The sequence below is a fragment of the Pseudomonas brassicacearum genome (genome assembly GCF_918698105.1).
Lineage (GTDB): Bacteria > Pseudomonadota > Gammaproteobacteria > Pseudomonadales > Pseudomonadaceae > Aquipseudomonas > Aquipseudomonas brassicacearum_F.
On sequence record NZ_CAKKMI010000047.1, the window covers coordinates 24546 to 47304 of the forward strand.

Annotated in this window: 19 protein-coding genes; all 19 read left to right on the plus strand. The window is 59.0% G+C overall.

Annotated features, from left to right (window positions below):
* Positions 1-31 precede the first annotated feature (31 nt).
* The 19 genes from LQ215_RS18595 to fliG all read left to right on the plus strand — a co-directional run bounded on the left by LQ215_RS18595 (position 32) and on the right by fliG (position 22752).
* Positions 32-1831, plus strand: coding sequence for a thiamine pyrophosphate-binding protein (locus tag LQ215_RS18595; protein ID WP_230151985.1), 1800 nt, complete (start codon positions 32-34; stop codon positions 1829-1831).
* 1 nt (position 1832) lies between these two features.
* Entirely contained in the window at positions 1833-2594 is a 762-nt protein-coding gene (locus tag LQ215_RS18600; RefSeq protein WP_230151987.1) for a TylF/MycF/NovP-related O-methyltransferase, read from the plus strand.
* Positions 2587-3651 (plus strand): FkbM family methyltransferase, encoded by a 1065-nt coding sequence (locus tag LQ215_RS18605; RefSeq protein WP_230151989.1) that lies wholly within the window; start codon positions 2587-2589, stop codon positions 3649-3651. Before LQ215_RS18600 ends, LQ215_RS18605 begins: the two co-directional genes overlap by 8 nt.
* Positions 3648-4280 carry a class I SAM-dependent methyltransferase gene (locus LQ215_RS18610; protein WP_230151991.1) on the plus strand — a complete coding sequence of 211 codons (633 nt, stop codon included), beginning with the start codon at positions 3648-3650 and terminating at the stop codon, positions 4278-4280. Before LQ215_RS18605 ends, LQ215_RS18610 begins: the two co-directional genes overlap by 4 nt.
* Before the next feature lie 38 nt (positions 4281-4318).
* On the plus strand, positions 4319-5239 hold the full coding sequence (locus LQ215_RS18615; RefSeq protein WP_230151993.1) for a nucleoside-diphosphate sugar epimerase/dehydratase: 921 nt from the start codon (positions 4319-4321) through the stop codon (positions 5237-5239).
* 150 nt (positions 5240-5389) lie between these two features.
* The gene (locus LQ215_RS18620) at positions 5390-8899 is read left to right on the plus strand and encodes a glycosyltransferase (protein ID WP_230151995.1); all 3510 of its coding nucleotides are present in this window, start codon (positions 5390-5392) and stop codon (positions 8897-8899) included.
* Between the two features lie 2 nt (positions 8900-8901).
* A complete protein-coding gene (locus LQ215_RS18625; RefSeq protein ID WP_230151996.1) occupies positions 8902-9948 on the plus strand; it encodes an NAD-dependent epimerase/dehydratase family protein in 1047 nt (348 codons plus the stop codon).
* A gap of 241 nt (positions 9949-10189) precedes the next feature.
* Positions 10190-11116 carry a ketoacyl-ACP synthase III gene (locus tag LQ215_RS18630; protein WP_230151997.1) on the plus strand — a complete coding sequence of 309 codons (927 nt, stop codon included), beginning with the start codon at positions 10190-10192 and terminating at the stop codon, positions 11114-11116.
* A 275-nt stretch (positions 11117-11391) separates the two neighbouring features.
* Complete coding sequence (locus LQ215_RS18635; protein WP_230151998.1) at positions 11392-12240, plus strand: flagellin domain-containing protein; 849 nt, start codon at positions 11392-11394, stop codon at positions 12238-12240.
* Positions 12241-12312: 72 nt separating this feature from the next.
* Positions 12313-12678 carry a flagellar protein FlaG gene (locus LQ215_RS18640; protein WP_230151999.1) on the plus strand — a complete coding sequence of 122 codons (366 nt, stop codon included), beginning with the start codon at positions 12313-12315 and terminating at the stop codon, positions 12676-12678.
* An 82-nt stretch (positions 12679-12760) separates the two neighbouring features.
* Positions 12761-14191 (plus strand): flagellar filament capping protein FliD, encoded by a 1431-nt coding sequence (fliD, locus tag LQ215_RS18645; protein ID WP_230152000.1) that lies wholly within the window; start codon positions 12761-12763, stop codon positions 14189-14191.
* A gap of 131 nt (positions 14192-14322) precedes the next feature.
* Complete coding sequence (fliS, locus tag LQ215_RS18650) at positions 14323-14718, plus strand: flagellar export chaperone FliS (RefSeq protein WP_230152001.1); 396 nt, start codon at positions 14323-14325, stop codon at positions 14716-14718.
* Between the two features lie 10 nt (positions 14719-14728).
* On the plus strand, positions 14729-15025 hold the full coding sequence (locus tag LQ215_RS18655; RefSeq protein WP_063322407.1) for a hypothetical protein: 297 nt from the start codon (positions 14729-14731) through the stop codon (positions 15023-15025).
* A gap of 169 nt (positions 15026-15194) precedes the next feature.
* Complete coding sequence (locus LQ215_RS18660) at positions 15195-16670, plus strand: sigma-54 dependent transcriptional regulator (RefSeq protein WP_207966020.1); 1476 nt, start codon at positions 15195-15197, stop codon at positions 16668-16670.
* Positions 16671-16780: 110 nt separating this feature from the next.
* Positions 16781-17989: a sensor histidine kinase gene (locus tag LQ215_RS18665; protein WP_436839588.1), complete on the plus strand. Its 1209-nt coding sequence runs from the start codon at positions 16781-16783 to the stop codon at positions 17987-17989.
* Positions 17990-17994: 5 nt separating this feature from the next.
* The gene (gene fleR, locus LQ215_RS18670; RefSeq protein ID WP_230152003.1) at positions 17995-19389 is read left to right on the plus strand and encodes a sigma-54-dependent response regulator transcription factor FleR; all 1395 of its coding nucleotides are present in this window, start codon (positions 17995-17997) and stop codon (positions 19387-19389) included.
* Between the two features lie 223 nt (positions 19390-19612).
* Positions 19613-19939 (plus strand): flagellar hook-basal body complex protein FliE, encoded by a 327-nt coding sequence (gene fliE, locus LQ215_RS18675; RefSeq protein ID WP_003184044.1) that lies wholly within the window; start codon positions 19613-19615, stop codon positions 19937-19939.
* Between the two features lie 16 nt (positions 19940-19955).
* The gene (gene fliF, locus LQ215_RS18680; protein ID WP_230152004.1) at positions 19956-21740 is read left to right on the plus strand and encodes a flagellar basal-body MS-ring/collar protein FliF; all 1785 of its coding nucleotides are present in this window, start codon (positions 19956-19958) and stop codon (positions 21738-21740) included.
* Complete coding sequence (fliG, locus tag LQ215_RS18685; protein WP_003199086.1) at positions 21733-22752, plus strand: flagellar motor switch protein FliG; 1020 nt, start codon at positions 21733-21735, stop codon at positions 22750-22752. The genes fliF and fliG overlap by 8 nt, the downstream gene beginning before the upstream one ends.
* Positions 22753-22759 lie beyond the last annotated feature (7 nt).

Consider the following 22759-nt stretch of genomic DNA (forward strand, 5'->3'; position numbering starts at 1 on the left):
CCGAGCGCTCGGCGAACTGAGGTTTTGAACGATGAGTACCAAAATGCGTGTAGCTGACTACATCATGAATCGACTGGCGGGACTGGGCATCAAGCAGGTGTATTTTCTGCCAGGTGGCGGCGCCATGCATTTGAACGATGCCCTGGGACGTCATCCCGACCTGGAGCCGATCCTCTGCCTGCATGAGCAGGCCGCCGGCATCGCCGCCGAAGCGGCGGGCAAGCTGACCGGGGGGCCGAGTGCCTGCATGACCACGTGCGGTCCGGGCGCTACCAACGCGGTCACCGCGACCCTGGGCGCCTGGCTCGACTCCACGCCGGTATTTTTTATCTCCGGCCAGGTCAAGACCGCCGACTTGAAGGCCGGCACCGGCTTGCGCATGTTGGGCGTGCAGGAGGCCGACATCGTCTCCATCGTTTCCTCGATTACCAAGGGCGCCGTGACCCTGACCGACCCACTGGCGGTCGCTGAAGTGTTCGATGAACTTGAACATGCCGCGCTGACTGGCCGTCGAGGTCCGGTCTGGCTCGACGTACCGCTGGATGTACAAGCGGTCCAGATCGATCCTGCTCAATTGCGCCGTGCCAAATTGCCACCGGTTGCCGCCGCCGTCGACGTCAGCGAGTCGGTGAACCGCACGCTAGAGTTGCTCAAGACCGCCAAACGTCCGGGCATCATTGCCGGCAGCGGTATTCGCATGGCCGGCGCGGTCGAGGCCTTCAACGCACTGATCGAGAGTGCGGGCGTCCCCGTCATGCCGACGTGGTTGTCCATGGACCTGATCGAAGATGATCACCCACTCTTCGGCGGTCGTCCTGGCTCGATCGCGCCGCGCTGGGCGAACTTCACCCTGCAGAATTGCGACCTGTTGATTGTGTTGGGCTCGCGCCTGGACATGGCGCTCACTGCCTACAATCATGCGCATTTCGCACCCTATGCCAGGAAGGTCGTGGTCGATATCGACCCGGCGGAAATCGCCAAGCTGCAAATGCCGGTTGAAGTCAAAGTCGTGGCTGACGTCAAGCCGTTCATCGAAGGGCTCGTGGCGGGCATCAAGGCCGCCGCACTGCCCGATTATTCCGCCTGGCGTTCCCAGATCGCGGCCTGGCGCGAGCGTTATCCATTGCTGCAACCTGAGCACGCCGACGACAGCGAAGGCGTGAGCATGTATCACTTTACCGATCGCCTGTCGGACCTGCTGAGCGAAGGCGATGTGATCGCCCCGGGCAGTTCCGGTTTCGCCTCGGAATTGTTCCTGCTCAATCTGCGCTTGAAGAAGGATCAGCGCTGCTTCCACAACCGCGGCACCGGCTCGATGGGCTTCGGCGTGCCGTCGGCTATCGGTGCGTGTCTTGCCTCAGGTCGCAAGCAGACGATCTGTGTGGAAGGCGATGGCGGCGTGCAGCTCAATATCCAGGAGTTGGCAACGCTGGCCGCGCAGAACCTGCCGATCAAGTGCTTCGTGATCAACAACCAGGGCTACGCCTCCATCCGTACGTCGCAGAACATGCACTTCAAACTGCTGGTCGGCGCCGATGACACCAGCGGCCTGAAACTTCCCGACCTGCAGCAATTGTCCGCCGCCTATGGCGTGGGCTATGCACGCATTGACGCCCATGAGGGGCTGGACGCCGCGTTGAGTGAAGTACTCGCGCGCAGTGGTCCGGTGATCTGCGAGGTGCTGGTCCAGGTCGAAGAGGCCCGGGTGCCGCGTGTGATGACCCGTATCAACGAACAGGGCAAGCCGGAGACCGGCGCGCTGGAAGACCTTTACCCATTCCTGCCGCGCGACGAATTCAATGCGCAGATGGCGATTTCGGAGCGCAACTGAAATGGCCTGGCTGAAGAAAAAATTGACCGGTCTCAGCTACCGCTATCTGCGCGGTACGGTTTCCTGGGCGCATGCCAAGTCACCTGAAATTCGCCATGAGCGGTTGTTGCCGTATTCGAGCTATGCGCCGTGGTGCCAGGACCCATCATTCGAGCAGGCCCTGGGCCTGGTCGAGCGCAACACGCTGGTGGATAAATACCGGCTGTTCGAACTTTGGTCCCTGGCTCGGCAACTGGATGACCTGGAAGGCGACTTTCTGGAAGTGGGGGTCTGGCGCGGTGGTTCGGGCTGCTTGTTGGCACTGGCAAGTCAACGATCTGGACGCAAAGTGTTTTTGGCCGATACGTTCACCGGTGTGGTGAAAGCCAGCCATCTGGATACCGGCTACAGCGGCGGTGAGCACAGCGACACCGATATCCAGCGAGTCCAGGCGTTGGCTGAGCGCTGTGGCGTAGTCGACAGCGTGCACATACTCCAGGGCATGTTCCCCGAGCATAATGCAGAGCACGTCAGCCAGCGGCTGGCGCTGTTGCACATCGACGTGGATGTTTACGAGTCGGCCCGCAGTGTCTTGCATTGGGCGTTGCCACGCTTGGCGATAGGCGCCGTGGTGGTGTTTGACGATTATGGTTTTTATGGTTGCGAAGGCGTGACCCGACTGGTCAACGAGTTCATGGTGGACAACCGGGACTTCCGTTTTGTGCACAACCTCAATGGTCACGCCGTATTGATACGGGTGGCCTCGGGAGACCAGCATGTTTGAGGGCCAGCGCTTCGATCATGTGCTGGTCTACGGTGCACGGTTGGCCGGCCAGCGGGTCCAGGCTTACCTGGAGGATCAAGAGATCAGGGTCAGCGCCTTTTTGGACCGTGATACGTCCCTGAATCAGGTCGATGGCATCTCTGTCGCCAGTGCCCAGGACTGGGCGACCCGCCATGATCCGGCAACTGCTTGCGTGGTCATTGGGCTGTTCAACAATTATGTGGATGTCGGCGAAGTCGTGACCCAGTTGCAGCAATTGGGTTATGGCTATGTGGTCAGCCTTGTCGAGTTCGTTCGTCATTTTCCCGAAGGGCAGCCGTTTCGTTACTGGTTGGTGGACCCGCGTTATTACGAGGCGAATGCTGATCGGATAGCCCACCTGCGTGAAAACCTTGCCGATGAAACCAGTCGGGAGCTGCTGGATCGCATCGTTGATTTTCGGATCTCGGGTGATTATTCGCGGTTGCCTGCGCCTTCGCCCCGACAGTATTTTCCTGAAGACCTGCCGACCTGGCCGCAGCCGCTGCGTTTTGTCGACTGCGGTGCCTATACGGGAGACACCGTGCAGGAGATGCGCGCTGCAGGACTGGCGTTCGAAGCCGTAGCCACCTTTGAACCCAACCTTGAGAACTACGCCGTACTTGTCCCCACCCTGAGTGATCTTCACGCGGTGAATTTCCCTTGTGGCGTTTCCGACGGCAATCGGCGAATAGGATTCGATGGCGCGCTGGGCGCAGGCGGTCACCTCGTCGAGTCGGGAGGGGACACAGTGACCTGCGTGCGCCTGGATGATGCCTTGCCAGGCTTCGCCCCGAACCTGATCAAAATGGACATCGAAGGCGAAGAGCCCGCGGCGTTGGAAGGTGCCAGGAACATGCTGAGTCAATACAGGCCGAACCTGGCCATCAGCATCTATCACCGGGCAGAGCATCTATGGAGCATCTTCGAGCAGTTGCAAGGTTATGGCCTGCCATACCGCTACTACCTGCGCTGCCATGCCCACAGCAGCTTCGACACCGTGTTGTACGCCGTGAACAGCCTTGAGGTCACACCATGAGCCAAGCAGAAACATCGAGCTACTGGGATTCGTTCTATAGCAGCCGAAAAAAAGGTGCGCCGGCTTATCCGTCGCAATTCGCGGCCTTCGCCGTCAACGAGTTGACCGATGTAGACGGTGTGATCGAGTTCGGTTGTGGCAATGGCCGCGACAGTGAGTTTTTCGCGACCTGCGGGTTCGATCTCCTGGGACTCGATGCGTCGGTAGAAGCGATCGAATTGTGTCGCTCCAGAAGTGCCCATGAACACACTCGTTATGTGCAATGCCTCGCTGGTGCGGCCAAAGACGAGATCAAGGGGTTCCTGGTCAACAAGCGCAAGGTAGCCGTCTATGCGCGGTTTTTCCTGCATGCAATCGATGAAAACGAAGCCAATGCATTCCTGGACTTGCTCAGCGTGCTATTGCCGCCGCAGAGCCAGGTGTTTTTCGAATACCGCACGATCGATGATGCCGACCAGGACAAAACCTTCGGAACCGACCATTACCGGCGATATGTGAACCATCAGGACATGCTGGCGAACATCGAGCGTGCCGGCTTTCGCGTGACCTACCAGATCGAGGGCCGTGGTCTGGCGAAATTTCGTGACGAAGACGCCAAGGTCGGCCGCTGCGTCGCATTGAAAAATTAGAATCGTTGATGCGCATGGGCGCGTCCGGGGAAGGCATCATGCAGGATCTGCAAGGCAAAAAACTCGTGCTGTTCGGCGCAGGCAAGAGCGGGGGGCTGTTTATCGAACAAAACCGCGACCTGAACATTCTCGCTATCGTGGATAACGACCCGCAAAAGCAGGGGCAGGCATTCTTTGGTTATCCGGTTATCGCTGCCGATCAGATCGTCGCCAGTGGGTGTGAGGTGATCGTCATCACCAGCGTCTGGTCGCAAAGCATCCTGGCTCAGCTTGAAACGCTGGGCTTGGGAGACATACCTACCGTCATTCCGGGTAAGCGTGAGATGAAGGGCATGCGCGATGTGCACCCGTTCTCCCATCCGCAAACCAAGGCAGTTGCCCGCGAGTTGGTCGTGACGCTGGGCGCGCTGACGGACGCTGCCGGGATTGACCTCTACCTCGACTTCGGTACATTGCTGGGTGCGCTACGTGAAGGTGACTTCATTCCTTGGGATGACGACATTGACTTCTCAGTGAACGATGCTCAATTCGAGGCCCTTGTTGCGCTGGTACGTAGCAACAAGCACCGCCTGCCGCAACGCGACGGCGTGGTGTGGAATGTCGAACTGATCGCCACCCATGGGTTTGATTTTGCCATCAGGATTACTTGCGAGAACGCCGAAGGGGTCGACCAGATCATTCCGTTCGAAACCGACATTGCCCGTCGTGTCCGGCGTGATGGATCGGCGGTAGTGATTGGCGCCATGCCTGAATGGTTTTGCCCGCAAGCGCATTTCGAAGGCTTCGACGACCTCCAATTGTTCGGCGCGTCGTTGAAAGCGCCCAATGATGCTTTCGGCTATCTCGACTTCGTGTATGGCGATTGGCGTGTGCCCAAAAAAGACATGTCGTTTGCCGACTACAACCACTCCGGAGAAGTGGTATTCGAGCACTACGACAACTCCATCAGACAGCTCTGATGGCCGCCGTGGAGTGACGTGTCGGTCCTGCCGACGTCACGACAAATGTTCAGGCTGGACAGGATTAGATTGTCGACGGTGTCGTTGCTGATAAGCGACCGGACAATTGCATTGGTTTTGATGTGGCACCAGGAAGTCAGGAGCGCTTAGATGCATCGTTCATTGTTTGCCGAGAGGCCGAGTCCCTACTACATCATGTCGCCGGATTACCGGCGCAACTCAGCGGGTATTCGTGTTCTGCACATGTTGTGCGATGCATTGGTTCGTTCGGGTTATGAAGCCTATATTTCGTCCGCGGTCCTGAACCCGCGACTGATGACGCCGCGCCTGACCAACGACGTGACGGCATTGCACAAGGCGCAAAAGGTGGAGCCGATCGTCATCTATCCCGAGGTGGTGGACGGCAACCCATTGGGCGCCAATGTGGTTGTGCGCTACCTACTCAATCAACCCGGTTTTCTTCGGGCGATCAGTCCGTTCGAAGAAGACGACATCCTGTTTTCCTATACCCGAGAGTTGCTGCAACCGGGCATGACGCAAGACCGCGTGCTGTACATGCCCGCCGTCGATGTCAGCATTTTCTGTCCGCCGGCGGATCCCACGCAACGCATCCCGGGAAAAGTCTGTTATTACCAGGGGCGACAGGGCAAGGCCCTCATCGCCCCGGCATTGTTGGCGGCGGACTCGATCGAAATCACCCCGGGAAGTCCGGGTTCCTGGGAGGAGCTGGCGGCAGTTTTCCAGCAGTGCGAATTCTTCTATTGCTCGGAGCCTTCGGGGCTGGCTGCCGAAGCCGCCTTATGCGGTTGCGTTGCGGTGGTGATTCCCAGTCAATACGCCCCCCGGCCGTTGTCCAATCATGAAAACAATAGTTATGGCGTAGCGTGGGGCAATACACCGCAGGCCATCGAGACGGCTCGCCAGACGGCACCGCTTCTGCGTCAAAGCCTGTTGAAGCATCAGGAAAACTTCTGGACCTCGCTCGATTACTTTATCGAGGTAACACAGACCGCCGCGTTAGCCTATGCCGCCCGTCCCATCAAGTGCCACGACGCCCATTGGCTCGCGGCTCGCCAGCTAAATGAGGTGCAACGCAGGTTGGTTGACCGGCATCTGGAGCACGCCCAGACACCTGTTTTCGGCATTTTTATCCTGGATCCGGACGGTGCGCTCCTGCGGCTGAACGAAACCCTTGAAAGCCTTGCCCAACACGATGGCTTGCCGGTGACATTCCAGCCCGTCGTATTGACCACTGCCGATATTGCCTGCGACAACAAGCGGGTTTTCAGGTTCGACCCGCTTGAAACGGTCGAAACCTTGAATCGGGTCATCGGTGAACAGGCATGCGATGTATTCATCATTGTCCATGCCGGTGAAACGTTTACGGCCAGCGGTCTGCTGAGCGCAGCACTGGAGATGACGGCTACGCCTGATTGCCGGGCGATTTATGCCGATGAAGTTATGCGTTTTGAAAACGGCAACCTGAGCTTGGCATTGCGTCCGGATATCAATCTCGATCTGCTGCTCAGTTTCCCGGCCAGTATGGCGCGACATTGGCTGTTGCGCCGCGATGTCTGGCTGAAAATGGCTGGCTTCACGACAGCGTTTCCCGATGCTTTTGAGCTCGAATTCATCCTGCGGATGATTGAGGCATCCGGGTTCGAGGGGTTGGGCCACATGAGCGAGCCGCTGATCGTCGGTGACGTTTTGCTGCTTGAGGATAATGTTCAGGAGCGGCAAGTCATCGAGCGCCATCTGCGTGCGCGCGGTTTCGAAGCGTCGCAAGTTGGCTCTCGATTGCCCGGACGCTACGAAGTGGATTATGGACACTCGGCCGCGCCTGCGGTGAGTATCCTGATTGTGGCGGACGGACAACTTGCGCATCTTCAGCGTTGCGTGGACAGCTTGCTGGAGAACACCGGCTACGGTAACTACGAGCTGCTGCTATTGGATCGCGGCAATGAAGACGCGACCATCTGTAGCTGGTTGTCGGGTATCGAACAGCTGGGTATTGGCCATTTACGGGTGCTGCGATTCCCTGCGGCCTTTTCGCCTGAAGTCATTCGAAACCAGGCGGTGAGTGACGCGCGCGGTGAGTTCCTGTTGTTTCTGGATGCCAGTATCGGAGTCATTGCCAATGGCTGGCTGGAGCAGTTACTTAACCATGCCATGCGCCCTGAAGTGGGGGGCGTTGGCGCCAAGCTGATTGCCGGAGACGGCACTATCCGCCATGCCGGCCTGGTGCTAGGGGTGGGTGGGACGGTTTCGAGCCCTTTCGCCCGGATGCCGGGCGACTCGGATGGCTACATGCAGCGTCTGCAGGTCGACCAGAATTATTCGGCGCTCAGTGGCCAGTGCCTGATGGTGCGCCAAGCGCTGTTTGCCGAGGTGGGTGGTTTCGATGAGGAGCTGGCTCCTTGGGCGGATGTCGATCTTTGCCTGAGGCTCCAGCAAGCCGGTTATCTGAACGTATGGACGCCTCGTGTACAAATGCTCGTCGGTGAGTCTGGAGCGGTTGATGTGACACCGGCCCAGTTGGACCGCCTCTACCAGCGCTGGTTGCCAGCGCTGGCCCGGGATCGCGCCTACAATCCAAATTTTTCCCTGGCGAACGAACGCACGTTCCACGTTGGGGAGTCGTCGCTGTCCTGGCAGCCTTTGTCGACGTTTGCCTCGATCCCCACCGTTCTGGCGCATCCGGCGGGCGAGCCTGACAGCGTCCGGCATCGAATCGTCCAACCATTCAATGCCATGCGTGATGCCGGTGCTCTGGAAGGTGCTCTGTCCAACCAGGTGCTGTCAGTGGTGGATGTGGAGCGCTACAACCCGGACGTGGTGGTGTTTCAACAATACGTACGTGCCGAGCATCTGGAAACCATGCGCCAGGTGAAGGCTTTTACCCGGTCCTTCAAGGTTTTTGACCTGGATCTCTATCTGCCCAACCTGTCGGCCAAGAGTCCTCACTATCGCCAACTGCCGCCGGATGTACTCGGTGCCTTGCGCCAAGGTCTTTCGTATATGGACCGGCTGGTGGTCTCCACTGATTTCATAGCCCAGGTATTCGATGGCTTCAATGCCGACATCAAAATTGTAAAGACGCGGCTCGATCCCCTTGATTGGAAGGCGCTGCAAGGGGGGCGTCGTCGTGCTGACAAGCCCAGGGTGGGCTGGGTCGGAACATTACACAGCATTGGTGAGCTGGAAATGCTCTCCAATGTCATCAAGGAGCTTGCCGGTGAAGTCGACTGGGTGATTCTAGGGGCCTGCCCGGTGCATCTGCGTTCGTTTATTCATGAATACCATGACGCGGTGGCCATCGATGAATACCCAACGAAACTGGCTTCGCTGAACCTCGATCTGGCTCTCGCTCCGCTTGAGGACAATTTGTTCAATCGATGCAAGGGGAATATCCGCCTGCTTGAGTTCGGAGCGTGCGGTGTGCCGGTTATTTGCTCCGATATCGAGGCTTATCGCGGTGACTTGCCCGCCAAGAGGGTCGAAAATCGTTTCGAGGCTTGGGTAGACGCCATCCGTGCCCACATACAGGATCTTGACGCCGCGGCAGCGCTCGGAGACGTGTTGCAGGCCCGTGTCCGCCAGGACTGGATGCTTGAGGGCGCAGCGCTTGCCGCGTGGCGTGACAGCTGGTTGGTTCATTGAGCATGAAAGTGAGCCTGGGATCCCCTGTCGTCGCTGCCGATATCCAGCGAATCGCCCGTCATCTGCAGCCGCATGATCTACTGGCGGGCCAGCGCATCCTGCTCACTGGCTGCACGGGTTTTTTCGGCAAATGGATACTTGCCACGATTGCCCATCTGAATCTTGGGGGAGCGTGTATCGACGTGACGGCGATTTCGCGATCGCCTCGGGCTTTTTTGTCTGAGTACCCCGAGTACGGCGATCCGGGCTGGATCACCTGGTTGCAACATGATGTCCAGTCGTCTCTGGATTTCATACAGGGGCGTCATTTCGACCTTGTATTGCATGCGGCTACCGACACTCTGGCGGGGGCTCAAGCTGATCCCTTGCAAATCTTCGACACAATCCTGAATGGGGCCCGTCATGTACTCGATCTGGCTGTACGGACGGGAGTACGGCGCGTTCTATTTACTGGAACGGGGGCGCAATACGGGCCTCTCGAATTTGATCGGCCGGTTCCGGAAGACAGTCCGTCGTCCTGCGCCAGCCATCTGGCCAGCAGTGCATATGCCGGGGCCAAGCGTGCCCAGGAGACCTTGGCGGTCATTTACGGTCAACGCTACGGACTGGAAGTCATCCTGGCGCGTTGTTTTGCTTTTTCCGGGCCGGGAATTGCGCTGGATGCGCATTTTGCAATTGGTAATTTCGTCAGGGATGCGTTGTGGAAGGATGAGTTGTTGCTTCAGTCAAGTGGCCGGGCAGTGCGAAGCTATCTTCATGGGGCTGACCTGGCGGGTTGGTTGTTGACGTTGTTGGCGCGGGGGGCTGCGGCCAACGCTTACAACGTTGGGTCCGACAAAGGGCTGACGATCGCTGAACTGGCTCACAAGGTCGTCGACCGCGTCTCACCGGGTAAAACGGTGAGGATACTGGGTGTCGACGATGCGGCCCAGGCGCGTTCATATTATGTGCCTGATATTGAAAAGGCCCGAGCGTTGGGGCTGGATGATTGGACATCGTTGGATCAATCCATCGATAGCATGGCCCGATGGATCCGGGAAAATCCCTGAAATACTCGGGTTTTCCTCCCGCTGCGATACGAGCCCACGCAGCTTGATAAATCACTTGATGAACAAAACGGCGTGACGCATAGGTCATAAAGTGCATCTTCAATGTATTGTGTTCTCCGGACCGGAGGCGCGTTCAGGTCATCGAACGTCGCGTCCGGGTCCGCGGTTCAATCGTTGGAAGCACCCCCACGGCGTTTTTTGGGGTACATATTCAGTAGCTATTTATGATCGGGAAGCCATGATGATTGGCATAAAAAGCATAGCGAGTTACGTGCCGACCGCTGGTGTGGATAACTACGCTCAGGGTGCCAAATTCGAGAAGGATGAAGAATTCATCCTTGGAAAGATCGGTTCAGCCTTCCTGCCGCGCAAAAGCGCCGAGCAGGAAACTTCGGACCTGTGTGTCGAAGCGGTGAACGCCTTGTTCGCCAATAATCCGGATCTGAAGCGTGAGTCCATCGATGCGCTGATCGTCGTCACTCAAAACGGCGATGAAGAAGGGCTGCCTCATACCGCGGCTATCGTTCAGGACAAATTGGGCCTGCCGACTCATGTCGCGGCGTTTGATATCTCCCTGGGCTGCTCGGGCTACGTCTATGGCATTTATGCCCTGAAAGGCTTCATGGAGGCGGCGGGCCTGAAGAACGGCCTGCTGGTGACGGCCGATCCCTATTCGAAAATCGTCGACCCTGAAGATCGCAACACCACCATGCTGTTTGGCGATGCCGCCACGGCTACGTGGATGGCCGAGGGTGCCACTTGGCAACTGGGCAAGGCCAAGTTCGGCACCGACGGTTCCGGCGCGCCGCACCTGAAGGTCAGCGACGGTGTGTTCTTCATGAATGGTCGCCAGGTGTTCAATTTCGCCTTGCTGAAGGTGCCGGCTCATTTGCATGAGCTGCTGGACGAGTCGTCGCTGCAGGCCAGCGATATTGATGCGTTCTGCATTCACCAAGGCAGCGCGGCGATTGTCGATGCCGTGGCGCGTCGTTTCGAAGGCGAGCCGGAGAAGTTCATCAAGGACATGGTCGAGACGGGGAATACCGTGTCGTCGAGCATCCCACTGCTGCTGGAAAAACACGTCCTGGATGCCGACTGGAAACGCGTGGCCATCAGCGGTTTCGGTGTTGGCCTGTCGTGGGGCTCCGCCATTCTCTATCGCGACTGATCGAAACCCCCTCCTGACATAGCGCTTCGGGTTTGCCCGGCAGCGCTATTTTTTTGTCGGCAGTTTCCCCAGCGGTTTCTTGACGTCACTTTTCGGGCTTTTGCCTGCGGCTAAACCCTTGTTTCACAAGGGGTGGCAGTCTGCTAGCAAATTTTTTGAAAAAAGCCCTCAAGCAAGTTCCCAATCCGACGATAACTATTACGAAGGTTCTCTAGGCCACACCCGGCGGTTGCCAGGGCCGGAAGCCGCAGTACCCAACCAACGAGGAATTCGTCATGGCTTTAACAGTAAACACTAACGTCACATCGTTGAACGTTCAGAAGAACCTGAACAAGGCTTCCGATGCTCTGTCCACTTCGATGACCCGTCTGTCTTCCGGCCTGAAAATCAACAGCGCCAAAGACGACGCCGCCGGCCTGCAGATCGCTACCCGCATGACCTCGCAAATCCGCGGTCAGACCATGGCGATCAAGAACGCCAACGACGGTATTTCGATGGCGCAGACCGCTGAAGGCGCGATGCAGGAACAAACCAACATCCTGCAACGTATGCGTGAACTGGCTGTTCAGTCCCGCAACGACAGCAACAGCTCAACCGATCGCGACGCTCTGAACAAAGAGTTCTCGCAGATGAGCGCCGAGCTGACTCGTATTGCCAACAGCACCAACCTGAACGGCAAGAACCTGCTTGACGGTACCGCCAGCACCATGACCTTCCAGGTCGGCTCCAACTCGGGTACCTCCAACCAGATCACGCTGACGCTGAGCGCCAGCTTCGATGCTGACACCATGGGCGTAGGTTCGGCAATCACCATCGCTGGTTCCACCAGCGCCATTGCTGAAACCAACTTCTCGGCTGCCATCACCGCTATCGACACGGCACTGGCAACCATCAACAGCTCCCGTGCTGACCTCGGTGCTGCACAAAACCGTTTCGCCAGCACCATCTCCAACCTGCAGAACATCAACGAAAACGCCAGTGCTGCACTGGGTCGCGTACAAGATACCGACTTCGCTGCTGAAACTGCACAACTGACCAAGCAGCAGACTCTGCAGCAAGCGTCTACCTCGATCCTGGCCCAGGCCAACCAACTGCCGTCCGCTGTACTGAAGCTGCTTCAGTAACAGCCGGATGAGTTTTAGCGGGGGAGTGCGCTTGCGTGCTCTCTCGCTTTTTCCGTTCAAGAGGTGATGGACATGGATATGAGCGTGAAGCTGAACTTGTCTTATCCAACGGCTAAGCCGGTACCTACAGTGCTCGAAAGGCCAGCGGAGAAGCCTCAAACCGAGGTGACTGCCGTGCCTGCGGTCAAGCAAACGCCTAAAGACGCTGCCGCCGAGCAGGACAAACTCAAGAAGGCCGTTCAGGAAATCGAGAAGTTCGTTCAGTCGGTCAAGCGCAACCTGGAGTTCTCTATTGACGAGCCTTCAGGCAAAGTAGTGGTCAAAGTGATTGCCAGTGGTTCCGGTGAAGTGATTCGCCAGATCCCGAACGAAGAAGTTCTGAAACTGGCGAACAGTTTGAATGATGCAAACAGCTTGTTGTTCAGCGCTGAAGCCTGACAACCGGCACGAATTTTGTTGTTATGTTCTTTTGGGCGTTGTAAAGGTCAAAAGGCCGGCGACACACTGAAGGGAGTCCCACATGGCAAGTCCAATCCTACCTGGCTTGGGTCTAGGCTCCGGCCTTGATACCGGCGCTATCGTCAAGGCGCTGGTCGATTCCGACAAGGCGGCCAAGCAAGGTCAGATCACCCGAGCGACGACGACGACTACCAACAGCATTTCCGGGATCGGGTCCTTGAAGTCACTGTTGGCAGCTTTCAATACCGCCTTGAAGGACTTGGGGAGCATCACCAACCCGCAATTCGCGGGTTTTGCTGCGACCTCCTCCTCAGCCAGTGTCCTCACGGCCACCGCCAGCAACTCTGCGGTGGGCGGTACCTATGCGATCAAGGTCGATAACATCGCAACGTCTTCCAAGGTCACCACGGCGGCCTTTGCCGGCGGTGCCAGCAGTGCCATCCCGAGCGGAACGCTGACCATCGCGCAGAACGGTGTCAACTACAACCTCAATGTGGGGGCCGGCGCGACCCTGCAATCGGTTCGTGACTCGATCAATGCTGACTCGGCGATGAAGGCGGCGGGCTTCAGTGCCAACATCGTGACCGACTCCTTTGGTTCGCGTCTGGTGCTGGGTTCGACGACTACGGGCGCCGGTTCCGACATCTCGGTCAGCGGTATTGCCGGACTTGAGATTGACGGGACGAACGTTGTGGGCGCTGGCGGCGCCGCGCTGACGGCGACTTCGGCGGGGGCGATCGGTGCCTTGGCGCAGGATGCCAAGTTCTCCATCGACGGCATGGCGCTGACCAGCAAAAGCAATACTGTAAGCACGGCTATTTCCGGGCTGACGTTGAATTTGCTTAGCGGGGGCCCTAGCTCTACTTCAACCATCACCGTTGCGCCGAACAACGATGGCCTGAAAGCTTCCATCCAGAAATTCGTCGACGCCTATAACGCCATCGCCAATAGCATCACCGCCTTGACCAAGCCGTCGAACGATGCTGACGGTAACCCGACCGTGCCAGCAAAGCTGACCGGTGACGCGTTGCCTCGTTCGCTGCTGGCGTCGATTCGCGGTCCGCTGTCGGAAACAGGCTCCGGCGACAAGCTCACCGTACTGGCGCAACTGGGTATCACCACCAACCAGAAGACCGGTGCCTTGGACTTCAACGCTACCAAGTTCACCACGGCAATGAACGACAAGAAGCTCAGCGGTGAAGTCCAGACGTTGTTCACCGGGACCAACGGGCTGCTGGAACGCATGGGCAAGGCTATCGAACCCTACTCCCAGACCGGCGGCATCCTGGACCAGCGGACCACGGCGTTGAACAAGACCCAGGCCCGCCTGACGAACGATCAGGCGGCCCTGGATCGCCGGGTCGTGACCCTGACCGCCACTCTGACCAAAAAGTACAACGACATGGATACCCTGGTCGGCAAATTGAAGGCTACCGCCAGCAACATCACATCCATGTTTGAAGCGATGACGGCGCGGCAGAAAAACAGCTGATTTTCGACCGATGTAAAAAGCCCGGCAACGTTTTGACAACGTTCCGGGCTTTCGGCTTTTCGGTCTAAAGTTTTTTGACGCAGCGTCGATACGCTGTTTATACGAACCGAAGTTTTTTGATGAGGTAGAACATGAATCCGATGTTAGCCCTTCGCCAATACCAGAAGATTGGCGCCCAGGCGCAAACCTCCGAAGCAAGTCCCCATCGTCTTGTGCAAATGCTCATGGAGGGTGGGCTGGACCGTATCGCCCAGGCCAAGGGCGCGATGGAGCGCAAGGACATTGCCAACAAAGGCATATTCATCAGCAAGGCCATCGGCATCGTCGGCGGTCTGCGTGAAGGCCTGGATCTGGAAAACCAGGCCGAGTCCGTAGCCGAGTTGGATGCTCTCTACACCTACATGACGAAACGCCTGGCCGAAGCCAACGCCAAGACCGATCCGAAGATCCTCGACGAAGTCGCCGATCTGCTCCGCACGGTCAAGGAGGGCTGGGATGCCATTGTCACGCCTGGTCCGCAATTCTAGGAGTACTCCCATGAGTCTTGTCCTGCAGCGAATCGAACAAACCCGTGATGCCTTGGTTGATGCCCTGGCCGAGCGAAACTGGGAGGCCATCGGTCAGTTGGACCTGGCTTGCCGTTCCTGCATGGAAGACGTCCTGGGCGAGCCCCAGGTGGATGAGGCGGCGTTGCGGATCAATCTTGAGGAGTTGCTAGGGGTATATCGGCAATTGCTGGAGGCGGCGACGGGAGAGCGTCAGGCGATCGTCGACGAGATGCAACAGATCCATCAAGCACAGAACGCGGCAAAGGTTTACCATCTGTTCGGTTAATGCTCAGTTAATCCGAGCCCGTTGCGCCATAAATTTGACTGTGCGCGGTTTTTTGACTTAACTAGTAGCTGTTTACAGATTTAAGGCGTCTACAGGCATGACAAGTCTGCAAGCGTCTAGCTTGCCCCCTAATTTCGGGCATTGGGTTGACTAGGGAAGTTGCTATTGCATGTGGCGTGAAACCAAAATTCTCCTGATCGATGACGATAGCGTCCGCCGCCGTGACCTGGCGGTGATCCTGAATTTTCTTGGCGAAGAAAATTTACCCTGCGGAAGCCATGACTGGCAGCAGGCTGTCGGCTCATTGTCGTCCAGTCGTGAAGTCATCTGTGTCCTTATCGGGACCGTAAATGCTCCCGCAGCGCTTTTGGGCTTGCTAAAGACACTCTCAACCTGGGATGAGTTCCTTCCGGTTTTGTTAATGGGCGAAAATTCTTCCCTTGACTTGCCTGAAGACCAGCGCCGCCGAGTACTTTCCACGCTCGAAATGCCGCCCAGCTACAGCAAGCTGCTTGATTCGCTGCACCGCGCGCAGGTTTATCGCGAGATGTACGACCAGGCCCGTGAGCGCGGCAGGCATCGCGAACCCAACCTGTTCCGCAGCCTCGTCGGCACCAGCCGGGCGATCCAGCATGTGCGCCAGATGATGCAGCAGGTGGCCGATACCGACGCCAGCGTACTGATCCTGGGCGAGTCGGGCACCGGCAAGGAAGTGGTCGCGCGCAACCTGCATTACCACTCCAAGCGCCGCGAAGCGCCGTTCGTGCCGGTCAACTGTGGCGCGATTCCGGCCGAGTTGCTGGAAAGCGAACTGTTTGGCCATGAGAAGGGCGCCTTTACCGGTGCGATCACCAGCCGCGCCGGGCGTTTCGAACTGGCCAACGGCGGTACGCTGTTTCTCGACGAAATCGGCGACATGCCGCTGCCGATGCAAGTCAAGCTGTTGCGGGTCCTGCAAGAGCGCACCTTCGAGCGCGTGGGCAGCAACAAGACCCAGAGCGTCGATGTGCGGATCATTGCCGCCACGCACAAGAACCTTGAGAGCATGATCGAGGTCGGCAGTTTCCGCGAAGACCTCTATTACCGCCTCAACGTTTTCCCGATCGAAATGGCGCCGCTGCGTGAGCGCGTCGAAGACATTCCGTTGCTGATGAACGAGCTGATCTCGCGCATGGAGCACGAAAAGCGCGGTTCGATCCGCTTCAACTCGGCGGCGATCATGTCCTTGTGCCGCCATGGCTGGCCGGGCAACGTCCGTGAACTGGCCAACCTGGTGGAGCGCATGGCGATCATGCATCCGTACGGGGTGATCGGCGTGAACGAACTGCCGAAGAAATTCCGCTACGTCGACGACGAAGACGAGCAAATGGTCGACAGCCTGCGCAGTGACCTGGAGGAACGGGTGGCAATCAACGGCCACACGCCGGATTTCACCGCCAACGCCCTGTTGCCGCCTGAAGGCCTGGATCTCAAGGATTACCTGGGCGGCCTGGAACAAGGGCTGATCCAGCAGGCGCTGGACGATGCCAACGGTATCGTGGCCCGCGCGGCAGAACGCCTGCGCATCCGTCGCACCACCCTGGTGGAGAAGATGCGCAAGTACGGCATGAGCCGTCGCGAAGGAGATGAACAGGCGGATGATTGACGCCGGTTTTCCAACCGCCTGATTTTCAGGCGGTTTTTTTTCGGCACGGGTATTGCTATAGCCCTCGCAACGTTCCGTTTAACTGACGGTCAGCCAAGCGAGAGAGCACGATGACCCAAGCCGCCCAGATGTCTCCTGTCCCCGAGCCGGGACACATGCCGTCCGCCGAGCAGGCAAGCCGGCTTGGACTTGAGCAGGCATTTTCGCTGTTCAACCAGATGTCCAGTCAGCTGACTGATTCCTACAGCCTGCTCGAAGCCCGGGTCACCGAGCTCAAGGGTGAGCTGGCCGTGGTCAGCGCCCAGCGCATGCAGGAGCTGGCGGAAAAGGAACGCCTGGCCAATCGTCTGCAAAACCTCCTCGACCTGTTGCCCGGTGGCGTTATCGTCATCGACGCCCATGGGCGTGTGCGCGAAGCCAACCCGGCGGCCTGCGAGCTGCTCGGCCTGCCGTTGGAAGGCGAGCTGTGGCGGCATGTCATCGCTCGCTGCTTTGCGCCCCGGGAAGACGACGGCCATGAAGTGTCTCTCAAGGATGGTCGGCGCCTATCCATCTCGACGCGCTCGCTGGATGCCGAGCCGGGGCAGTTGGTACTGCTCAATGACTTGACTGAAACCCGTCACCTGCAAGACCAGTTGGCTCGCCATGAGCGCCTGTCCTCCCTAGGGCGGATGGTGGCGTCGTTGGCTCATCAGATTCGTACACCGCTTTCTGCCGCGCTGCTCTATGCCAGTCATCTGACGGAACAGCAATTGCCGATGGAAACCCAGCAACGCTTCGCCGGTCGCTTGAAAGAGCGCCTGCACGAACTGGAGCACCAGGTGCGCGACATGCTGGTATTCGCTCGCGGCGAGCTGCCGTTGACCGACCGTGTCAGCCCCAAGGCCTTGCTGCAATCACTGCAGGCCGCGGCGTTGACCCATGTACAGGAGCTGCCGATCCGCTGGCAGTGCGACAGCCACGTCGGTGAAGTGTTGTGTAACCGCGACACGTTGGTGGGCGCGGTGTTGAACCTTATCGAAAACGCGATCCAGGCCAGCGGCGGCGACGTCCGGCTGAAAGTGCACTTATACACGCGCGACAACACTTTGCGCCTGTGTGTCAGCGACAGCGGCAGCGGTATCGAACCGGCCGTGCTGGCGCGCCTGGGCGAGCCATTTTTCACCACCAAGACCACTGGCACCGGCCTGGGCCTGACGGTGGTCAAGGCTGTGGCGCGTGCCCATCAGGGAGAATTGCAACTGCGCTCGCGGCTGGGCCGTGGCACTTGTGCAACGGTGTGCTTGCCGCTGTTTTCCAATGCGCCAGGGGTGGAGTGAAAGCAATGGCGATCAAGGTGTTGCTGGTTGAGGATGACCGGGCCCTGCGCGAAGCGCTGGCTGATACGCTGGTGCTGGCCGGGCACGACTTTGCCGCCGTCGGTTCGGCGGAGGAGGCGCTACAGGCGGTGGGCCGCGAAGCATTCAGCCTGGTGGTCAGTGACGTCAATATGCCGGGCATGGACGGCCATCAATTGCTCGGCCTGTTGCGCGCCCGTCAGCCGCAACTGCCGGTCCTGCTGATGACCGCTCACGGCGCCGTCGAGCGAGCGGTGGATGCCATGCGCCAGGGCGCAGCAGATTACCTGGTCAAGCCGTTCGAGCCCAAAGCACTGCTGGACCTGGTCGCGCGGCATGCCTTGGGCAGTCTCGCGGTCGAGGGTGAAGGCCCGGTGGCCATCGAGCCGGCCAGTGCGCAACTGCTGGAATTGGCCGCGCGGGTGGCTCGCAGCGATTCAACCGTGTTGATTTCCGGCGAGTCCGGTACCGGCAAGGAAGTACTGGCGCGCTATATCCATCAACAGTCCCGGCGCGCCAACGAACCGTTCATTGCCATCAATTGCGCGGCGATTCCCGACAACATGCTCGAGGCGACACTTTTCGGTCATGAAAAGGGCTCGTTCACGGGCGCTATCGCAGCCCAGGCCGGCAAGTTCGAACAGGCCGACGGCGGCACGATCCTGCTCGATGAAATTTCCGAAATGCCGATGGGCCTGCAGGCCAAGTTGCTGCGGGTATTGCAGGAGCGCGAAGTGGAGCGGGTCGGTGCGCGCAAGCCCATCAGCCTGGATATCCGTGTGGTGGCAACCACCAACCGCGACCTGGCCGGCGAAGTGGCGGCGGGGCGGTTTCGTGAGGACCTCTATTACCGCCTGTCGGTGTTCCCGCTGGCCTGGCGTCCGTTGCGTGAGCGCACCGCCGATATCCTGCCGCTGGCCGAGCGCCTGTTGAACAAACACGTCAATAAAATGAAGCATGCGGCCGCCCGGCTTTCAGCCGCGGCCCGGGCCTGTCTGGTTGCCTATCCGTGGCCGGGCAATGTCCGAGAGCTGGATAACGCCATCCAGCGGGCCTTGATTCTGCAGCAGGGCGGCTTGATCCAGCCGGAGGATTTCTGCCTGGCGGGCCCGGTGGCCTGCGCGCCATTGCCTGCTCTGTCGCCAGTACCAGCAGCGGCCTTTGCGCCTGCGGTGGAAGTGGAGGGCGAGTCGGCCGGCGCCTTGGGCGACGACCTGCGTCGTCGCGAGTTCCAGATGATCATCGACACCCTGCGCGCCGAACGCGGTCGTCGCAAGGAGGCGGCCGAACGCCTGGGGATCAGCCCGCGCACCCTGCGCTACAAGCTGGCGCAAATGCGCGACGCCGGGATGGATGTCGAGGCTTACCTGTTCGCCAGTTGAACAAGCACCAAAAATCCCTGTGGGAGCGAGCTTGCTCGCGATAGCGGTAGATCAGTCGCATTGATATTGGATGTGACTGAGTCATCGCGAGCAAGCTCGCTCCCACATGGGCTTGTGCGCGCATTTGTTTTCTATCGCCATGGAGCTGGCACCCTTGTTGCTAATACCTGAATACCCGCTGAGTAAGTGTCAAAAAAATGCGGGCCGCCAGAGAGAGTAGACCATGAGCCAAGGTATTGAATTTAATCGGTTGATGTTGGACATGCGGTCCATGCAAATGGACGCCATGGCCCAGCCTAAATCGGTCGCGGTCCCCCAGGTGGGTGGCAGCAGCTTTTCCGACATGCTCGGTCAGGCCGTCAATAAAGTGAACGATACCCAGCAGGCGTCGAACCAGTTGGCCAGTGCTTTCGAGATTGGCAAAAGTGGCGTCGACCTGACGGACGTAATGATCTCCTCGCAGAAAGCCAGTGTCTCGTTTCAGGCGTTGACCCAGGTTCGTAACAAACTGGTTCAAGCCTACCAAGACATCATGCAGATGCCGGTTTAAAGGAAATTATTGAGTCATGGCAGAAGCAGCCGTTGATAACGTTCCGGCCAAGGCCACTCCGGTAGACGGCAAACCGCCGCTGTTCGGTCTGTCCTTCCTGGAAAATCTCTCCGAGATGACCATGCTGCGTCAGGTCGGCCTGTTGGTCGGCCTGGCTGCCAGCGTGGCGATTGGTTTTGCCGTGGTGCTGTGGTCCCAGCAACCGGACTACCGTCCATTGTATGGCAGCCTGGCGGGCATGGACGCCAAGCAAGTCATGGAAACCCTGGCTTCCGCCGACATCCCTTACACCGTCGAACCCAATTCCGGCGCGTTGCTGGTCAAGGCCGATGACGTTGCCCGTGCGCGCCTCAAGCTCGCGGCGGCTGGCGTGACGCCTACCGATGGCAACATCGGTTTCGAGATCCTCGACAAGGACCAGGGCCTGGGCACCAGCCAGTTCATGGAAGCGACCCGTTATCGTCGCGGCCTGGAAGGTGAGCTGGCGCGGACCATTTCCAGCCTGAACAACGTCAAGGGCGCCCGTGTGCACCTGGCGATTCCGAAAAGCTCGGTGTTTGTGCGCGATGAACGCAAGCCCAGCGCTTCGGTATTGGTCGAGCTGTATTCGGGCCGTTCCCTGGAGCCAGGCCAAGTGCTTGCCATCATCAATCTGGTGGCGACCAGCGTACCTGAGCTGAGCAAATCGCAGATCACGGTGGTCGACCAGAAAGGCAACCTGCTCTCCGATCAGGCGGAAAACTCCGAACTGACCATGGCCGGCAAGCAATTCGATTACAGCCGCCGCATGGAAGGCATGCTGACCCAGCGGGTGCACAACATCCTGCAACCGATCCTGGGTAACGATCGCTATAAAGCCGAAGTGTCGGCCGATGTCGACTTCAGTGCCGTCGAGTCCACTTCCGAGCAGTTCAACCCCGACCAGCCGGCGTTGCGCAGCGAGCAGTCGGTCAATGAACAACGTACCGCCAGCAATGGCCCGCAAGGCGTACCAGGTGCCCTGAGCAACCAGCCGCCGTCGCCAGCCAGCGCGCCGCAGACCACCGGTGGAGCCACGGCGGCCGCCGGCATGGTGCAGCCAGGCCAGCCGCTGATCGATGCCAATGGCCAGCAGATCATGGACCCGGCCACCGGCCAGCCGATGCTGGCGCCGTACCCGGCCGACAAGCGTCAACAGTCGACCAAGAACTTCGAACTCGACCGTTCCATCAGCCACACCAAGCAGCAACAGGGCCGTTTGAATCGCCTGTCGGTCGCGGTGGTGGTGGACGATCAGGTCAAGGTCAACGCGGCCAACGGCGAAACCAGTCGTGCGCCGTGGAGCGCCGACGAATTGGCGCGCTTTACTCGCCTGGTGCAGGACGCCGTCGGTTTCGACGCCAGCCGCGGCGACAGCGTCAGCGTGATCAACGTGCCGTTCTCCCAGGAACGCGGTGAAGTGGTCGCCGATATTCCGTTTTATTCGCAACCCTGGTTCTGGGATGTGGTCAAGCAAGTACTGGGTGTGCTGTTTATCCTGGTGCTGGTGTTTGGCGTGCTGCGTCCGGTGCTCAACAACATCACCGGTGGCGGCAAGAACAAGCAATTGGCAGGCCTGGGTGATGTCGAGCTGGGAGGCATGGGCGGCCTGGATGGCGAATTGGCCAACGATCGCGTCAGCCTCGGCGGGCCGCAGAGCATTCTGCTGCCAAGCCCGAGCGAAGGCTATGACGCTCAGTTGAACGCCATCAAGAGTCTGGTGGCAGAAGATCCGGGTCGTGTGGCCCAGGTCGTGAAAGAGTGGATTAACGCAGATGAGTGATAATCGAGCCGCTGTTGCCAAATTGTCCCGGGTCGACAAAGCCGCGATCCTGCTGCTGTCCCTGGGTTCGACCGACGCTGCCCAGGTGCTGCGCCACATGGGGCCCAAGGAGGTCCAGCGTGTGGGCGTGGCCATGGCACAAATGGGCAACGTGCACCGTGAGCAGGTCGAGCAGGTGATGAGTGAGTTCGTCGACATCGTCGGCGATCAGACCAGCCTGGGCGTCGGTTCCGACGACTACGTGCGCAAGATGCTCACCCAGGCACTGGGCGAGGACAAGGCCAACGGCCTGATCGACCGAATCCTGTTGGGCGGCAACACCAGTGGCCTGGACAGCCTCAAGTGGATGGAGCCGCGCGCCGTTGCCGACGTGATCCGTTACGAGCACCCGCAGATCCAGGCGATCGTGGTGGCTTACCTCGACCCGGACCAGGCCGGTGAAGTGCTGGGCAACTTCGACCACAAGGTGCGCCTGGACATCATCCTGCGCGTTTCTTCGCTCAATACCGTGCAGCCGGCGGCCCTGAAAGAATTGAACCAGATTCTCGAGAAGCAGTTCTCGGGCAACTCCAATGCCTCGCGCACCACCCTGGGTGGCATCAAGCGCGCGGCGGACATCATGAACTTCCTCGACAGTTCGATCGAAGGTCAGTTGATGGACTCGATCCGCGAATTCGACGAAGACCTGTCCGGTCAGATCGAAGACCTCATGTTCGTGTTCAACAACCTGTCCGATGTCGACGATCGTGGCATCCAGGCGCTGTTGCGCGAAGTGTCGTCCGACGTGCTGGTACTGGCTCTCAAGGGTTCGGACGAAGGCGTCAAGGAAAAGATCTTCAAGAACATGTCCAAACGGGCGGCCGAACTGTTGCGCGACGACCTCGAGGCCAAGGGCCCGGTGCGCGTCAGCGACGTGGAAACCGCACAGAAGGAAATCCTCACCATCGCCCGCCGCATGGCCGAAGCCGGGGAGATCGTTCTCGGTGGCAAGGGCGGCGAAGAGATGATCTAAGGTCGTT

Bases quoted from the DNA above. Each gene is read 5' to 3' on its own strand.
- LQ215_RS18595 (WP_230151985.1), top strand. From the start codon at position 32: ATGAGTACCAAAATGCGTGTAGCTGACTACATCATGAATCGACTGGCG.
- LQ215_RS18600 (WP_230151987.1), top strand. From the start codon at position 1,833: ATGGCCTGGCTGAAGAAAAAATTGACCGGTCTCAGCTACCGCTATCTG.
- LQ215_RS18605 (WP_230151989.1), top strand. From the start codon at position 2,587: ATGTTTGAGGGCCAGCGCTTCGATCATGTGCTGGTCTACGGTGCACGG.
- LQ215_RS18610 (WP_230151991.1), top strand. From the start codon at position 3,648: ATGAGCCAAGCAGAAACATCGAGCTACTGGGATTCGTTCTATAGCAGC.
- LQ215_RS18615 (WP_230151993.1), top strand. From the start codon at position 4,319: ATGCAGGATCTGCAAGGCAAAAAACTCGTGCTGTTCGGCGCAGGCAAG.
- LQ215_RS18620 (WP_230151995.1), top strand. From the start codon at position 5,390: ATGCATCGTTCATTGTTTGCCGAGAGGCCGAGTCCCTACTACATCATG.
- LQ215_RS18625 (WP_230151996.1), top strand. From the start codon at position 8,902: ATGAAAGTGAGCCTGGGATCCCCTGTCGTCGCTGCCGATATCCAGCGA.
- LQ215_RS18630 (WP_230151997.1), top strand. From the start codon at position 10,190: ATGATTGGCATAAAAAGCATAGCGAGTTACGTGCCGACCGCTGGTGTG.
- LQ215_RS18635 (WP_230151998.1), top strand. From the start codon at position 11,392: ATGGCTTTAACAGTAAACACTAACGTCACATCGTTGAACGTTCAGAAG.
- LQ215_RS18640 (WP_230151999.1), top strand. From the start codon at position 12,313: ATGGATATGAGCGTGAAGCTGAACTTGTCTTATCCAACGGCTAAGCCG.
- fliD (WP_230152000.1), top strand. From the start codon at position 12,761: ATGGCAAGTCCAATCCTACCTGGCTTGGGTCTAGGCTCCGGCCTTGAT.
- fliS (WP_230152001.1), top strand. From the start codon at position 14,323: ATGAATCCGATGTTAGCCCTTCGCCAATACCAGAAGATTGGCGCCCAG.
- LQ215_RS18655 (WP_063322407.1), top strand. From the start codon at position 14,729: ATGAGTCTTGTCCTGCAGCGAATCGAACAAACCCGTGATGCCTTGGTT.
- LQ215_RS18660 (WP_207966020.1), top strand. From the start codon at position 15,195: ATGTGGCGTGAAACCAAAATTCTCCTGATCGATGACGATAGCGTCCGC.
- LQ215_RS18665 (WP_436839588.1), top strand. From the start codon at position 16,781: ATGACCCAAGCCGCCCAGATGTCTCCTGTCCCCGAGCCGGGACACATG.
- fleR (WP_230152003.1), top strand. From the start codon at position 17,995: ATGGCGATCAAGGTGTTGCTGGTTGAGGATGACCGGGCCCTGCGCGAA.
- fliE (WP_003184044.1), top strand. From the start codon at position 19,613: ATGAGCCAAGGTATTGAATTTAATCGGTTGATGTTGGACATGCGGTCC.
- fliF (WP_230152004.1), top strand. From the start codon at position 19,956: ATGGCAGAAGCAGCCGTTGATAACGTTCCGGCCAAGGCCACTCCGGTA.
- fliG (WP_003199086.1), top strand. From the start codon at position 21,733: ATGAGTGATAATCGAGCCGCTGTTGCCAAATTGTCCCGGGTCGACAAA.